The organism is Aquabacter sediminis (assembly GCF_028863665.1).
Classification (GTDB): domain Bacteria; phylum Pseudomonadota; class Alphaproteobacteria; order Rhizobiales; family Xanthobacteraceae; genus L1I39.
This window is the reverse complement of record NZ_JARBFX010000003.1, coordinates 204,708-220,744: the sequence shown is the minus strand read 5'-3', so window position 1 is coordinate 220,744 and position 16,037 is coordinate 204,708. Positions and strand designations below refer to the sequence as shown.

11 protein-coding genes are annotated in these 16,037 nt (G+C 62.2%); 6 read left to right on the top strand and 5 right to left on the bottom strand.

The window, feature by feature from the left end; genetic code table 11:
- Positions 1-225: 225 nt before the first annotated feature.
- From PV781_RS06755 to PV781_RS06735, 5 genes are read right to left on the bottom strand one after another with little or no spacing between them, the layout of a single operon-like run.
- On the bottom strand, positions 226-981 hold the full coding sequence (locus PV781_RS06755; RefSeq protein WP_274774869.1) for an ABC transporter ATP-binding protein: 756 nt from the start codon (positions 979-981) through the stop codon (positions 226-228).
- Positions 978-2,069 carry a FecCD family ABC transporter permease gene (locus tag PV781_RS06750; protein ID WP_274774868.1) on the bottom strand — a complete coding sequence of 364 codons (1,092 nt, stop codon included), beginning with the start codon at positions 2,067-2,069 and terminating at the stop codon, positions 978-980. The genes PV781_RS06755 and PV781_RS06750 overlap by 4 nt, the downstream gene beginning before the upstream one ends.
- On the bottom strand, positions 2,066-3,166 hold the full coding sequence (locus PV781_RS06745; protein WP_274774867.1) for a siderophore-interacting protein: 1,101 nt from the start codon (positions 3,164-3,166) through the stop codon (positions 2,066-2,068). Before PV781_RS06745 ends, PV781_RS06750 begins: the two co-directional genes overlap by 4 nt.
- Positions 3,167-3,174: 8 nt before the next feature.
- Positions 3,175-4,302: an ABC transporter substrate-binding protein gene (locus PV781_RS06740; RefSeq protein ID WP_274774866.1), complete on the bottom strand. Its 1,128-nt coding sequence runs from the start codon at positions 4,300-4,302 to the stop codon at positions 3,175-3,177.
- Positions 4,296-6,338, bottom strand: a complete 2,043-nt coding sequence (locus PV781_RS06735) for a TonB-dependent siderophore receptor (protein WP_274774865.1) — start codon at positions 6,336-6,338, stop codon at positions 4,296-4,298. Before PV781_RS06735 ends, PV781_RS06740 begins: the two co-directional genes overlap by 7 nt.
- 320 nt (positions 6,339-6,658) lie before the next feature.
- On the opposite strand from PV781_RS06735, the gene PV781_RS06730 reads away from it, so the two are divergent.
- From PV781_RS06730 to PV781_RS06705, 6 genes are all read left to right on the top strand, one after another.
- On the top strand, positions 6,659-7,369 hold the full coding sequence (locus PV781_RS06730; RefSeq protein WP_274774864.1) for a TetR/AcrR family transcriptional regulator: 711 nt from the start codon (positions 6,659-6,661) through the stop codon (positions 7,367-7,369).
- Positions 7,370-8,447: 1,078 nt separating this feature from the next.
- Complete coding sequence (locus PV781_RS06725; RefSeq protein ID WP_274774863.1) at positions 8,448-8,930, top strand: hypothetical protein; 483 nt, start codon at positions 8,448-8,450, stop codon at positions 8,928-8,930.
- A 2-nt stretch (positions 8,931-8,932) separates the two neighbouring features.
- Positions 8,933-10,336, top strand: a complete 1,404-nt coding sequence (locus tag PV781_RS06720) for a hypothetical protein (RefSeq protein ID WP_274774862.1) — start codon at positions 8,933-8,935, stop codon at positions 10,334-10,336.
- On the top strand, positions 10,333-11,820 hold the full coding sequence (locus PV781_RS06715; protein ID WP_274774861.1) for a hypothetical protein: 1,488 nt from the start codon (positions 10,333-10,335) through the stop codon (positions 11,818-11,820). Before PV781_RS06720 ends, PV781_RS06715 begins: the two co-directional genes overlap by 4 nt.
- A 221-nt stretch (positions 11,821-12,041) precedes the next feature.
- Positions 12,042-12,329, top strand: coding sequence for a hypothetical protein (locus PV781_RS06710; RefSeq protein WP_274774860.1), 288 nt, complete (start codon positions 12,042-12,044; stop codon positions 12,327-12,329).
- Between the two features lie 15 nt (positions 12,330-12,344).
- The gene (locus PV781_RS06705) at positions 12,345-16,022 is read left to right on the top strand and encodes a tubulin-like doman-containing protein (RefSeq protein ID WP_274774859.1); all 3,678 of its coding nucleotides are present in this window, start codon (positions 12,345-12,347) and stop codon (positions 16,020-16,022) included.
- Positions 16,023-16,037 lie beyond the last annotated feature (15 nt).

Genomic DNA, 16,037 nt, shown 5'->3' with positions numbered 1-16,037 from the left:
CACTGAGTGGCAGGCCCCTTCGAGCATTCCCATCCCGTGGGTCAAATGGGCGTCAGGGGCTGGGGCGGAGGGCAGCTGATCACCTTGCCCAGCGGCTCGAGGGCGACGCGGACCGGCCCGTCGACGAGGGTCTTTCTGACACGACGGCAGAAAGCGTGCCTGGCATCCCTGCTCGCTCAGCCTGTTTCTCTTGGAGCCGTCAGGATCGCCGTGTCGGTCTGGACGTCACAGTGGCCCGTCGATCATCACATGCGCGCGTCCTCGGGAGCAGCGTTCGATCCGCGCCTCCACACGGAAGGCTGACCGCATCATGGGGGCGCAGATGACATCGGCCGCGATGCCGCAGCCCATCATCCGTCCCCCCGCCATGACCAGAGCGTGGCTGGCGAAACGAAGGGCGAGGTTCACGTCGTGCAGGGAGACCACAACGATGACACCGCGCATCCGTGCGAGGTCGCGCAGGACACCGAGGACCTCCAATTGGCGGTGAAGGTCGAGGGCGCTTGTCGGCTCGTCCATGAGCAGCACGCGCGGTCCCCTCACCAGGGATTGCGCAATGGAGACCATCTGCCTCTGCCCGCCGCTGAGCACGTCGAGCCCCTGGGCCGCAAGATCGGTAATGGCGAGCTGGTCCAAAGTCGCGTCCACCCGCGCAATGTCGGTGGATGAGACGCTCCAGGCTGTGTCGCGCTTGGCGGCCAGGAGCACGGATTCATAGACGGTCAACCCGCACGGCGCGGCATGTTCCTGGGGGAGATAGCCGACCTCGTCCGGGCCGGCGCCCGCAAGCTCCACCCGTCCCGGCCCTGTCAGCAGGCCGGCCATTCGCTTGAGCAGGGTGGATTTTCCCGCGCCGTTCGGGCCGAGGAGCGCGATCACGTCGCCTGCCGCGAATGCCGGGGTAGTCACGCCGTCCACGATCCGTCGCCGTCCGTAGGACACGCCGACATCGACCAGCCGGAGGGTGAGCGGGGTGTTCACGGCCGCCGCCTCGCATCGCGCAGGATGAGCAGAAGGAAGAAGGGCACGCCGATGACCGCCGTCACGATGCCGATGGGAAGGAGGGTGCCGGGTGCAAGCGTCTTGCTGAGGATGGAGCTTGCCGACAGAAGCAGCGCACCGCACAGGGCAGAGGCGGGGAGGAAAAAGCGCTGGTCCTCGCCGATGAGCAGGCGGGCCATATGGGGGCCCACGAGCCCGACGAAACCGATGGTGCCCACGAAGGCCACCGGCACCGAGGCCAACACAGCCACCAGCGCCATGGTCTCCAGCTTCAGGCGACGCACATCGATGCCGAGGCTTGCGGCCCGCTCTTCCCCGAGCCGCAAGGTGGTGAGCGACCAGGCCCTGCGCATGAAAATGGGCAACACCAGCGCCAGCACCGCAGCGCAGATGCCGAGCTTGGGCCATGTCACCCGGGCAAGGCTCCCCATGGTCCAGAAGACCACGGCCGCGACCGCCTGTTCCGAGGCCAGGAACTGAACCAGGGTGAGGAAGGCGTTGAAGGAGAAGACGAGGGCGATGCCGAGCAGGATGATCCGCTCGGTGGTGGCGCCGCGCTGGAGGCTGAACGCATGGATGATGCCGGCCGCCACCAGCGCCATCACCAATGCGTTCAGGGGCACCATGTAGTCCACCAGCGCCGGGATGATGGCGAAGCCGAAAGCCAAAGCGAGAGAGGCGCCAAAGCCTGCCGCGGCCGAGATGCCAAGGGTGAAGGGCGAGGCGAGGGGATTGGCCAGGATGGTCTGCATCTGCGCCCCCGCGACCGCAAGCGCGGCGCCCACCACCGCCGCCATCAGGGCGGTGGGCATCCGGATGGTCCACAGGATGGCCTGGATTTCCGGCGCGGCAGCGTCGGCTGCCACGAGGGCGTAGGCCACCTGTTCGAGGGAATAGCGGGCCGGCCCGAATGCCAGGTCCAGCAGCACCGCGACGAACAGCAAAGCCGCCAGCAGCGCGACCAGGGCCTGTTTGCGCCGAACGCCGTGGCGATAGGCGCCCGCGGCCGCCGAAAGCGCGGCTGGCGTCTTTCGAGAGGCCCCGAGGGCGGGCGCAGTGCGGTTCATGCGCTCACCGCTTGGCCGCCCACGGCGATGATGTCCTCCTCGCTCATGCCACGGCGCCAGTGCGAGAAGGCCACGATCTGGCGCGGCGGCAGTCTCACCGTGTCGCGCAGGAAATGGCGGATGGCGCGGAAATCATGAAACTCGCAGCCCACCCAGACGAAGAGATCGTCCGGCTCCGGGCTCCAGTCGAGGGCGCGGACCGCGTCGCAAAGCGGCGTCCCCCCGGCCGCCCCGCGCTCCGAGCGCAACAGCCATCTCACCTCCACCCCCTCGGGCGCCCGCAAGGTCTGGCGTTCAAGCGCATCCGCGATCAGGATCAGCGCGAGGCCCCGCGTGCCGGGGGCGGCCCCCTCCAGGATCCGCGCGATGCCGGGCAGTCCGGTCTCATCCCCCACCAGCAGAATGCGAGGTGCCGGCTTCGGGCCGTGAGCCGCCGGACCCACCGCGCCCACCAGGTCCCCTTGCCGCGCGCGCCGCAGCCACGCGGCTCCAGGGCCCGGGCCGCCATGGTCGAACATGTCGATCCACAGCCGCCCCGCCGCCACGTCCACATGGCGCAGCGTGTAAACGCGGGACTCGAGCTTCTGGCGTCCCTTCGGCCAGACAATGAGGCCGGCATCGTCCAGCGCAGGCCAGTGGGGCGTGAGCACGTCCCGGGGCTGAAAAAGCAGCCGGACGTGAAGCTGATCCGCCGTATCGAACCGCGCCAGGTCTTCGCCCTTGAAAATGACACGTCGCATCCGGGGGGTCAGGGCGCGGATGTCCTCCACCGCGAGAATGCGCAGGTCAGGGGGGAAGGTCGGTCCCACCTCGTCGCCTTCCCAGGCGATGGACAAGGCCTCGCTCTTGGCCACGAAGCCGATCAGCCCCGTCATGGCATAGCGGACCCGGTTCAACTCCGCCGCGCCGGGCGCCGAGATCTCGATGTCGAGCCGGTGCGGGCCGGGCACCAGCCGCGCCGTGCCAAAGGGAGACACCGCCACATAGGCCTCGCCGGTGGAGGTGACCGGCATGTCATGGGCCGTCAGCGAGGCCAGGATCTCGGCCAGGAAGGCATCGATGCGAGGGAAGGAGATGGTGGTGCGGGCGGCGAGCATGGCAGGCCTCACAAAGTCCTTTGGTCGGGGGCCATGAGATCTGCCCAGACAGGCATGGCGATCGGAGCGGCCAGGAAGCGCTCGTTCAGCGCCTGCAAGCTTTGCCCGGGATCAAGGGCGCGGCAGGCCTGTGGATGAAGCCAGGTGGCCACGCGCTCCACGAACAGATGATTGAGGGGGCGGATGGCAACGAGACCCGTCCACACGCCCGCGACCCGGCCTGCCTTCACTGCGGTCAGCAGATCCAATCCCTGCCGCGCCACAAGCTTGCGCAGTCCCGCACGGGCTTCATCACCGGAGACGCCCGGGGCGATGGCCGGGCGTGTGCCGCGCGCAAAGACGCCGCCAGAGGCGATGTAGAGGTCCGGCTGCTCCACCACGAGCTGCTCCACATGGATCTTCTGGAACCAGGGCGACGTCACAGCATCCAGGCTGCGCCCGCCGGCCTGGGCGAGAAGCTCCCCCCACACCGACCGGCCTGCGGCCCAGCAGCAATCCTCATAGGTGGACTGGAGCTCCAGATAGACCTTGCGTGAGGGCTGATGAACGAGGCAGGCGGCGACCTGGGCAAAGCGCGCCTCGATAAAGCCAAGCAGCGCCTCGGCGCGCGCCTCCTGGCCGAGCAGGCGTCCCCACATGCGCAACAGGGCGGGCAGGGTGTCGCCTTTGTGGCGGCCGGCATTGCTGCTCGTGTCGCTGAAGAGGACGGGAAGGCCGAGGGCCGAAAACTGCGCCGAGATGTCCCCGTTCGCGCCCTCCACCTGGCGGGTGGTGATGATCAGGTCCGGCTTCAGGGCGATGATCGCTTCCGCCGAGAGGCTTCCAGGCGCCATGCCGCCGATCACCGGAACATCCCGTCCGGCCGTGCCCTTGAGCGCGGCGACGAGGGCATCGCTGTCCAGTCCGTCGAGCCCTGCCCAGCCCGCCACGCGCCCTAGGGGCGCGGGGTCGAGAAGGGCCATGCTGACGGCATCGCGCGCATCCAGCAGGACGATACGCTCGGGGCGCCTCTTGAGGGGCAATGCGCGGCCGGCCATGTCCATGACCTCGATCGCCGCCGCGCCTGCCCCCAGAAGGGGCAGGCAGGACAGGGTGCCGCCCAGCAGGGCTCGCCGTGTGAGAGTCCCGCTCACCATGTCTTGCGCAGGCCCGCCAGGAAGGTGCGGCCGGTGCCGTACTGGCAATAAATGTCGTAGGTGCAGCTCGTGTAATAGGTGGTGTCGAACAGGTTGCGGATGTCCAGCGTCGCGGTTGCGCCCTTCATCTGGCTGGACAACCGGGCCAGATCGTAGCGCAGCGACAGGTCGACCAAGGTGAATCCGTCCACCTTGATGTCATTGGTGTCGTCGGCATAGCTCGGGCCGACCACCCGCAGGCCTGCGCCGGTGGTGAGGCCGGTCAATGGCCCCTGGGTGAACTTGTAGTTGAGCCAGAGAGACCCGAAATAATTGGGCACAGCCTGGGGGTGCTTGCCCACGGTATCGGCCGTGTTCGACTTGGTGATCTCGGTATCGAGCAGGGTCAGGGCACCGATCAATTCGAGCGTATCGGTGACGTTGCCCCGCGCTTCGAATTCAAGGCCGCGGGACCGGATCTCGCCCGTCTGCACGGAGAAGCCGAGGACCGGACCGGGGGTGAGTACATTCTGCTGGCGGATGTCGAAGGCCGCCAGGGTGAAAAGCGCGTTCATGAACGTGGGCTGGTATTTGAGGCCCACTTCCACCTGCTCGGCCTGCGTTGGCTGGAAGGCATCGCCGGAGGCGTCGACGCCGATCACCGGTTCGAACGAGGTGGAATAGCTGGCATAGGGCGCAAGGCCATTCTCGAACAGATAAAGCAGCGCGGCGCGATAAGTGGCGGCGGAGGCGGACTGGTTCGATGTGGAATTGTTCGCCAGGTGATTCTGCGTCGACTGCGACGTCCAGTCCTGCCGCACGCCGAGCACCGCCCGCCAATTGCCGAGCGAGAGCTGGTCCTGAAGATAGATCCCGGTCTGCTGCAGATCCTGCGTGTTGTCGATGAGCGTCATGAACGGACCGACGCTCACCCCATAGACCGGAAACATGACGTTGAGGCTCGGGGCGAGCCCATATTCATAGGTCCAGTCGCTGGAGAACCACTGATAGTCGAAGCCGGCAACCACCTTGTGGCTCAGCGGGCCGGTGGCGAATGTGAACACCGCGCTATTGTCGGTGGCCACGCCGCCCGCCTGCTCGGTGGAGATGAGAGCCTGCCGGGGCAGGATGCCGTCCGAGGTCATCGGCCCTGACATCTGGATGCCGCGCAGCTGGCTGGAGACATCGGAATAGCGGGTGTTGGAGCGGACCTGAAGCCAGTCATTGACCCGGTGCTCGAACGAATAGCCGATGCCGGCCTGCTCGCGGCTGTATTTGTCGAAGTCTGGATCGCCCACGTTGAAGGTGGGGCTCAGGAAGCTGCGATACTGGGGCGGCGACAGGAAAGTGGGATAGACGGAGTTGAAATACCCGCCATCCGGGTCGTTTTCGTAGAAGGCACGGACGGTGAAGCGCGTGTCTGAATTGGGCTGCCAGGTGATGACCGGCGCAACGCCTACGCGCGATTCCTTCACGTCCTCATACTGGGTGCCGGAGATGCGGCCGATCGCGGACAGGCTGTATTGCCAGATGCCCTGCTCGTCGAAGGCGCCTTGGGTGGTCAGCCCCCCTTGCATCCGCCCATAGGAGCCCACCTCCATGCGCATCTCGTTATAGGGTGTGGCGCTGGGGTCGCGGCTGACCATGTTGACCAGGCCGCCCGGGCTGACCTGGCCATAAAGCACGGCGGAGGGGCCCTTCAGCACATCGATCCGCTCCAGCAGGAACGGGTCGATCTGGAACTGGCCGAAGGCTTGGCCGCGGGGCAGCTTGAGGCCGTCGAGAAAACCGACGAACGTGCTGGCCGTTCCGAACCCGCCAAAGCCTCGAATGAACAGGCTGTCGAACCGGGTGTTGGCGTCCGGCATGAAGACGCCGGCCGTGTATTGCATGGCATTGCCGACGGTTTGCGGGTTCTGGTCGTCGAGCTGCTTGCGCGTGATGACATCCACCGACTGAGGCGTCTGGAGAACCGGTGTTTCGGTCTTGGTCGAGGCGGAATCGCGCCGGGCAACGATGGTCTCGTTGGATGCGCGTTCCGCATCGCTTTCCACCACAATGGCATCCAGAGAAATGGCATTCTGGGCTTGCGCATAGGTGGCCGCAGAGCTCGTAAAAATTAAAGTTATTCCAAATAGTGCAATCTCACGACCATGCTTTCGCATTGTAATGCTCTGCCTTGCTATCGCGCTGTCCAACGAGGGAACCGGATAACAGAAACGGGACGATATCGTCCAGTTAAATTCGTGGCGCTTTGGCAGCGTTGGGGTCCCCTTGTGACGATTTGGCAACGGAACGCTTGCGTTTGGTTCTTGAAATAGATTGTATTTCTTCTAAATAGCTCCGCAGAACACTTGGAATCCGAGGGGTGGGAGAGATGAAGAGCGGCGCGGCCCGGACTTCCCTGGCAAAGACGGGGCGCACTCTGGCGTCCCCCGCCGCGACCGCCGGCGCTGCGCGACCACGGCCCCGCGGTGGCCGCCCTACGAAGAGGGCTGCCGAGGAGCTGGGTCAGCTCATTCTGGATACGGCGGCGCGCCTGTTCTCCGAGCAAGGGTTCGCCGCCACCACCATGGAGCAGGTGGCGGCGGCGTGCGGCGCCGGCAAGGACACCCTCTATCGTCGCTACCCATCCAAGGCGGCGCTGTTCACGGCGCTCATGGATCAGCTTCGCGTGCGCGTGGTCGCGGAAATCGATGCGGCCATGGCCGCAGATGGGCACCCTCTCGAGCGCCTGCGCGCCTATGCCCGGCAGTTGCTTACCATCAATCTGCGCCCCGAACTGATGGCTCTGAACCGCGTGGCGCTGGCAGAGGCTGTGCCCGCAGGTGCGGTTCGCCCACCCGCCATGTCGGACGATCCGCTGATGTTCCGCTTCGCTGCCCTGGTGCGCGCGGCACAGGCGGCGGGGCTTTTGACCGAAGGGGATCCGCTTTTCCTCGCCGATCAGCTTCTCTATGCAACCTCAATCAAGCCGATGATCCGGTCGATGCTGGGCGATCCGCAGTTCGCGGACGCGGCGGCGCAGGAAAGCTATTTCGCGCAAGCCTGGGATCTTGCGCTCTCCGGCATGACCCGAAACGCATAAGCGGCAAACGGCCGCCGGAATACGCATCGCGCGTGAGAGGGCGATCCTGGCATGTCGACCCTGGCATGTCGCCTGTCATGGCCATGGGCGCTCTGGCCTTGAAGCGTTCCAGCGTCTGGACGTGTGACGCCTGCGGTTCAGCAAACATTGCCTCTGCATCGGTCCTCCGATGCGCACCGTGCGCACGGCCAGCACGGGAGCAAGGCGCGCTCATTCCCAGGATAAGGGGGGGCAGCGTGGTGCTTTCGCCATGGACCTTCCGCTTGGCACAATACGCCGGCAGATCATCAGACAGCTTCAGCAAGCAATCGATGCCGCCTGGCGGCCTATGTCCGCGTTTCGCCGGGCGGCCCATTCCCATGGGAACTCCCCCCGCCCGCAGGACCCGCTCAGCACTTGGCTGTGGTGGGAGTGGCGGCTCGTGCCCTCCCTTGCACATGGGAAAAGCGGGCATCGCCCCGCAGTTCAACCGGCGGACAGGGGTGCCGCTCCGTTATCAATCCCGCACCGCGTACTTAAACGTGAGGTAGTCCCATCTCGCAACTTCAAAGGAAATGGCAACTTTTAGTGCATATTGCACAATTTGTATGCAACCAAATTCCAGCGATCGTTTATTATCTTATTGATTTATATAATGATTTTCACAGTGTCGTAGTTGCCTCAATTTCAGTGGAGCCCATTCACTTACAACCGGATCTGCGCTAGCTTCACCCTAGGGTGGGGGTAAGCTTTGCCAATGGCGCTGGCAAATCCGATCGTGCGAGCAGAAGTTGGCCGATGCACGTCTTGCGAAGGCGAGCTCTTGGCAGAAGTATTATATTGCCCGTTTTGTGGGGCCTCCACGCGACGCGCGCCGAACAAAGTTTCGCCCGTCCCTCAACTGACAGCGCGCGGTGATCGTGCGGATAGCCCGCCTCCACAAGTCAATGTGCCGGTCCAGCAAGACGGCATTGTAATCGCAGATCCCTCTATCTCCGTTGCGCGCCCGCCTCCACCGGTCCTACCCGCTGGGGACCTTGTACCGCCGGAGCCGAAGAGGCCCCAATTTCTAAGAAGTTGGGGCGCGAAGCTTTTGGTATTGGCCAGCTTCGCGGCCGGGTTATGGGTCGCCTTTTTCTATTTGGTGCCTCCCGACTGGAGGGGTAACCCCAAGCCAGCCCCTGAGCGTCGCTCCGATACCGCTGAAAGCGGCAAGCCGATGGGCAATCCGCCCGATCGGCAACAAGGCGATCCGCGCCCATCCTCCGCGCCCACCCCGCCACCTCAGGTCGTGCCCAAACGGCAAGACACACCAGCTCCACCGGTGGAGGATCTGCAGCAAGGCTTCTATGTGGACAGCAACTGGGCAAGCATTGAACTCAAACCCGACCCCCTGCGCCCGAATGTGTCCTTGGCGGCTGATGCGCCCTTCCGCCTGCGGGTGAATGGAGAGCTTTATACCATCAACTCTGCAAGGCCGATCGCCGTGGATCTCAGTCGTGCCTCACTCATTGAGGTGCGGGCTATCACGGCGAGCTTGCGGTTGACCGTCGTCCGGTCCGCCAGCCGAGGAGGGCGCTAGCCATGCACGTTAGCACCCGCTGGCCGCTTCCCTCCCCTTGTACCGACGAGGAGGATCTCGTCTGGACCTTCGCGGGCAGCCGCGTCACCGGCCTTCAGTGGAAAGGGCAGATCCTCAAGGTTGACAGTCCGTTGTTCCACTTGGGAGCCTTTCCGACCTCCGATGACGGCACCCCCTTTCCGATCCAGTTTCGTTTCGATCCCGCAACGGGTACGCCGCTGCACGGGGCAGCAGCAGATGGGCCCGTCGCGAGTCACCCGGCCGGCATGCGCGACGGATTTCCCTCATTCCTGTCTGGCTGCCACCTTAGCGGTGCGACTGAACGCCAACAGAGCGTGATCCCGGCGGGAACGGTAAGCATTTTTTCGGCTGGGACACCCGCACGGATCTTTGCCCTGACCACACAGGGAAACCTGTTCTTCCGAATGTCGGCGGACCGCTGGCACGAGATCGCAAAGCTGGCGCCACCGCCGCTTGATCTTCACACATTCGGCGTGTGCGCGTTCGAAACTGGCTTCGCCACCGTCCTTCAAAATACCTGTGTCATTGCTCATCTGATTGCTGGGCGTCCCGAATTGCGGCTGACTCGCAAGACCTTTGCCGGAGCAGTCCTCTGCGGAACACCCGCTTGCATCGAAAATGGTGTCCTGGCCTTTCCAATAAGGCGTGGGACGACGCTGAGCATCTCCAGGTATGCCATCGCCGATCAAACTTGGATTGATGATCTTGAAGTTCATGGGCAGGCCAACGGAAAAGAAGAGGTCTACGATCCTCCGATCCAGAACAGATCTCGTATCCCAGAAACCTATTGGATCGGATCATCCAGTTTCATCAGGCTGTCTTCCACTTTTGACGCGCGTGACGCATACCTGGAAGATTTGCCAGCGGGCCTAACAGCCATCCGCGGCGCTCCCGTCTTTCGAGATGAACGTGATGGGCTTCATGCGCTCGTGAGGGGGGATGCCGATTATGCGTTTCTGGCTCTTTCAGGCACCCGGGCAAAGATCCAACTGGATGGCCCCTGCCTCAGCGCTGGGCGCGGGCGTTATTTAGGACGCCACTATTATCCGTCCGCTTCCACTACACAACCTGTAGCATTGACCATCGATGCTGGCGTGGATCGTGTCCTGCTCCCACTGGCCTATGGGGTGGATGGCCGCGGTCAGACAGATGGGGCGTTGCTCGCCTTAGTGCCCGGTGTCAGAGACATCCAAGACCTCTTCCGCCCGAAGCCGGGTCAGACCTTGTCGGCCGCCTTGTTCTGGCACAGCGGCGCCCAGATGTACCCACTCAACACCACACTGAGCATTTTATGTCGCCACGACATCATTCTCTATCGAGACAATTATTATTTTTACGTCGGAAGTGCACTCGTCGGAAAGATATATCGGTTTCCACTTCCATGATGCGCTCCGCCAGACGCTTACTCTTCTTTTTCCTGACGGCGACGGTGCCGCTTATGGCGCAGGCCGCGCCCATTCGGCAGGTTTATCTGGTGCAGAACTCTGGCTGGATGGAACCTTATTTCCTCGACCCGCAGTCTCAATTCATAAGCCTCGCCCGCAGCCTCATCGAAGCGACCCAATTGGAAGATGTCGACGTGACGGTTGCGTCCTTCAATCAGGACGGCCAGCTTCCCGGACAGCGCTCGCCCAATGTGCTGTACGCCGGTCCCTTCGCGCCGGATGTGATTGAGAAAAAACTCACCAGCCTCACTGTGCCTCGTCGCCCCAACGGGAGGTATGCTGACGCCGACTTCCTCTCGGCGTTACAGGCGACGATTACCGACCTGCTTCACCAGCAGGATGGCATCATATGGATGCTGAGTAACAACAAAAATTCACCTAACAATAGCCAAGATGTAGCAGCCAATACTCGTGGTTTCTACGATCTCCTGCGCAATTCAAGCTATGTGACGCGCATTGTCGCCTTCCCCTTGCGCATGCCTGTCAGTGGGCCGAATTTCTCGGAGAAGGGCTTCATCGTCTATGGCATTGCTTACGGCCAGTTGGGTGCTCGCGCGCTTGATGTCCTCACGGCTCCCGGTACACCACTGCGCGATCTATTCGCCGACCCACCCATCTTCCTGAAGCCGCTGGAACCCCAGGTCTTGGAGCTCAATATGCAGCATCAAGATGTGGCCGACGGCGCTACCATCGAAATTCAGAACGGCATTGTCGTGGTGGATGGACTTAAAGCTGAAGAAACCTCAACCATTAGCTTTACAGGCACCCTTCAGAACGTCGCCTATCCCAAGAAGATCGTCTCAGCCCACGTCACCGCCGCGTGGGAGGGCAAAGGCTCGGGTACCAACGCTGTACAGGCGAATCCACCGGTCATCAGCAATCTGGCGATGGGCGCCACCTCGCCGCCATTGCGCTTCACGTTGACCATTCCTGGGAAGCCCCGCCCCTCAGGCCTCTCGGGCCTCATGACGACCGACGTGACGGTGGACGGGCAGATGGACATCACCTTAAGCGACCTCCAATTCGAACTCGACGACAACTTCATCACCAAGGCATCTGCCGTATTTGGCGGCAGCATGATGGGCGAAGGACAGCGCAGCTTTGTCGAGAAGCAGCTGCCTGCCATCTTCTTTGATTTCCGAAACGTGCGCGAACGGGTCACGAGCATTCCCATCCGCGTTATTCTGCACTACTCGCCGCTGCCGCTCTACGCGGCCCTAGCCGTTGCTCTACTTGCCTTTGCGCTGCTGGCCGGACTGCTGTCCCAGATGTTCCGGGCACGCTCCTATAAAGTGAAACTTGGAGCCGACGTCGTGCCCGTGCGCTTGCGGCCGCGGCAGCAGGTCGAACTGAGGTCAAGCGAGGGCGCGCGCTACCGCGTGCGCGGCCAACTTTTCGGCCCCCCATCGACATCTCCTCTGTAAACACCGCCCCTTTTACCGCCAGGACCTTGAAGATGCCTGACCTTGTTGTTCGCACGGCCCAAGCTGATTTTAAGATACCCGCACCGCGGAACCAGACGTCGTCCCCTGCGTCCCAGCCGCAGGGCAGCCCAGCGCAGGGGCAACCCCCGTCCCGGGAGAGTTCACAGAGCAAAGACATCAGTTACGACAGCCTGCTCCCGAAAGGAATTGCCACGACAGACGTGGCCATCGGCGGCGCGATCTTCCTGGCGTTGCTGGTGCCATTCTTCTTTGCGAAACTGTCTGTCACGCGCAGCCTGCAATCGCAGTATGCCGCGCCTGGCCCAGCCTCGGGCGCAGGATGGATGCTGTTCATCTGGCTCGCATTCACGACCCTTGCGGTGGTGGCGGCCTCAGTGACCAGGGCCTGGGCGCAGCCCATCCTCGCCGGCCCTGCCGCGGCGATCTCCCTGATCCTGCTCCTTCTCTTCCTGCGGAAGAGAAGCCTTGCCCTCAGAACCCGTCGCTGAGTCCGGGAGCCCGCCATGACCGACAGCACAGCCACCGAGCCAACACCCACGCAAAATGACGTGATGCCGACCGTGTTCATCGCCTTGGGCGGCACCGGCATGGAAATCCTATTGCGTTTGCGCCGGCGAATTCTTCAGCACAATTGGGGTGGTCAAAGCCTGACCTCCCTGGACGAATTCCCACCCGCCCGGTTTGTGTATTTCGACACCGACATGGCCGACGCTCGAGAAAGCGGGCGTGCCGCTGCCACCGACCTCCTGGCATCGCGCGTCGCCTTTTCCAAGGGTAGCGAGACCATCCAGAAAAAGGTCGATACCGCATGGTACAAAACCGAGAAAGAGGATGACTCTGAAATCGGTGAATGGCTACCAGATGGCGCTTTGGACAAAATTGATACAGAGAAAGGCGCGGGCCAGGTGCGCGCCATCTCGCGACTTCTATTTTTTCACGAGTACGAAAACTTCATCGCCTTGGTGCGCGCCCAGGTGGACCGTGTAACGCAAAACGTGACCAATACCCCGGCGCTTCAGAACCTGAAGCTGAAGACAGGCACCAAGCCGCGGGTTGTGGTGGTGGCCTCCAGCGCTGGAGGCACCGGCTCCGGCTCATTCATTGATGTGGGTTATGCGCTGCGATCCCTGCGCTCCCCCACCATCGAGCAGGTAGATCTCTTCCTCATGCTCCCGGGCGGCTATCAGAGCGCCAATAAGGATCGTGTATTCGCCAATACATACGCCGCCTTGAGCGAATTGGAATTCGCCATGAGGGGCAGCACCAACCCGGCTTATGTGACGCAATGGGGTCGCTATGCGAAGCGGGAACAATCCGTCACAACTCCCTATAGCAATGTCTGGCTCTTCGATAACCAAAATATTGTCAATCAGAATACTGGAAACAAAGAAGACCTTTTCGACATGGTGGCCGATATCCTGTTCGAGGAGTTCGGCTCTAGCGAATTTGCGCGGCGCAAAAGCTCGGTTTCGGTAAACCAAAAACAACACATGATAACGAACTGGTTTCCAGACCTCCCCGCGTGGCTGGATAAAGGCCTTTCCTATTCGACGGCCTATTCCGCCGTCGGACAAAGCACGGTGATGTCGAAGGCCAGCATCCAAGTCGAGGAATATCTCGCACGCAACAACGCGGCGATGGTACGTACGTTTTTTGGTCTGTCACTCAACGATCAGCAGAAGCTCGCCACCACGGATGACCGCGACACGTTTCTACAGGAGCGGCTGAGACTGTTCCCGAAGGCATTTCAGGATGATTACGATGCCCGCGCCCGGTTCGAGCAACCGCCGATCACCGACTTCGGCCTCGTAGACTATCTTTTGCTGCGCGCCGACAAAAGTTCCATAGCGGTGACGTTGGCGTCGGAAATCGAGCAAGACTTCGCGGGCATCATCAGCCGCATGCCTGCCCACCAAGCCTGGGAGGCCGAGGTCCGAAAGCTCGCGGAGATGCGCTGGCGCGATGTTGAGGGGCGGGTCGGGGAAGGCGCAGCCTATGGCCCGAAGGGCATGGAAGTCGGTAGCCAGAGGCAGCGCCTTGAAGACACGCTGCTCAGCAAGGGCGTTGTCGAGGGCAGTCTGCGGGCCGATTTCTACACCATTCTGGACGATCAGGCCCGCGGTGGGCTTGAATACACCATTGATTTGGTTTCCAAGGTTCAGGCACGGCTCGAAGAGCAAGGCACCGGCTCCCTCGCACGTCTGGTCGAGGCTGAAGAAGCCTATGCGAACCGGGCCAACAGGCTTCAGGCCGAGCAATTGCAGGCTTCCATCGACCGTCTGAAGCAGGCCGGGGAAAGCAGTTTTCTCACCGGCGGTGGCCGGAAGGCCTGCGAGAAGTATCTGAGCCAGGTGCGTGATGACCTTATTGCCTGCCTTCAGGCCCGGTTGAGGGCCATCGCCTGCCGCGAGGCCGCAGCTCTCTTGCGAAAAGTGGCGGGTTTCCTTGGCAAGGCGCAGGATATTGATGCCAAAGGCGAGACCATCTGGACTGGGCTCATCGGTGAATTCCAGAAAGGACGTGCCCGTGTGCGGGGCCTTCTCAGCGTGGTGGAGGCTGACGTGGCTCGGCTCCAGGACGCGTTGCGTCGCGGCAATGGCGGTACTTTCTTTGTCATCAAAGACAAGGGCATCGATCTCGCACCGGAAGATACCGAACAGCAATTGGCGTGGGCACGTGAAGCGTTCCATAGCATCGGCGGATCTCGCGAAATCTTTCAGCGCCTGGAGACTGATGACGGGCGGTTACACATTTTCAGTCTGCTAAGAACCGTCACCGACAAGTATCTCGGGGACCGCCGCGAGCGTATTCCCTCCGTTGTTGATGCACTGCGGCAGTTGAGACTCCATGAGCAACAAGAATTCATTGACTTGATGATAAAAAGATCCATGCCATGGATCCATGCCGAGTTCAGCCACGGTTTCCGAACGTTAAATGATCGCTTCAAGATGATCATCGCTGTTAACGACGCCAGAGCATTTCGGGCCGAGTATGATGAAATGATCAAATCTCGCCTGCCTGCGGAAGTTGGTTTGACATCCCTCAATTATGAAGAATCCGGCATCCCCGGGCGGATCCTTTGCTATTGCGAACTGCGCGGCTTTCCACTGGACGTCATCAATCCGCTGCGCTCCGACTGGAGGCCGTCGTATCTGAAGGAACAGGACAAGTCCGATAAGCTGCCCCTGCACAATCACAAGGATGAATTGCGTTTTCCTGATCCCGTCGTTCCCAGGAATTCAGAACTGGGTGATTTGCGCAATCGGATGCAGCTGTTCCTGGAAGGGGTCATGCTGGGGATCCTTCGGTTTGAATCGAACAAAGGACTGCCCGTCTACAAGGCCGAACTTATACGTGGGCAGTTGGATCAAATTGGCGATGAGAAAAATATTCGCCGCCGCGGCTTCAATCCTGTCCACTTTGGCCCCGTAACCGATGCGATCCGCCGAAAGGAAGACGGCCTTGGCTATATCCAGTTTCTTGCCTTGGCGGCGCTCGCAGACTGGTTCGCAAAGCACGTTTACACAATGCGCTTGGTGGAGATGGATCGAGGTGGCGCTACGATCCGGCGGGGTGGTGTCGGCCATCATGTGTCGCGCGGCCTCGCGAAAGAATTCACATCCCGCGCGGCGCAAATCGGCGGCTCCCTCCCCGACAGGATGAGCCCCGAGGATGCCATTGCCAGTTTGAAAGACCAAATCCATCACTGGACCACCAGCATTCCCGGCACGGTGAATGATGTGGACCAGAACGAAGTCAGCCGCGACCTCAACGACCCGCCAGACCAACGCGCCACTGATAAACGCACCATCAACTGGGAACGGTTCACAGAGGCGGCCCTCTACGCTCTTCTGAAGCCGGAAACGCCCGCGTGGCAGGCGCAACAAATTGCGGCACCCGCCACTCCCGAGCGCGCGGTGCAGGTCGCGGTCCCACCCGTGCCGCCCGCCCCCCCCTCATTGCGATTCTGGCTCTTCAACCCGGAGGGGCAAGTGATCGGCCCCTTTGACGTTGCAGCTTTCCAGATGCTCGGGCAGCTGGGGCAGTTGAGACCCGACACAAAGGTCTGCGCCGAGGGCTCTCAGCAGTGGCAGAGCGTGGCCGACATTCCCGTTCTTTTCGCTCTGGTACGCAGCGCGACGCCACCGCCGCCGCCGCCCCCTCCCGCGCCTCCCCTTTAAGACCCACGCCCTACA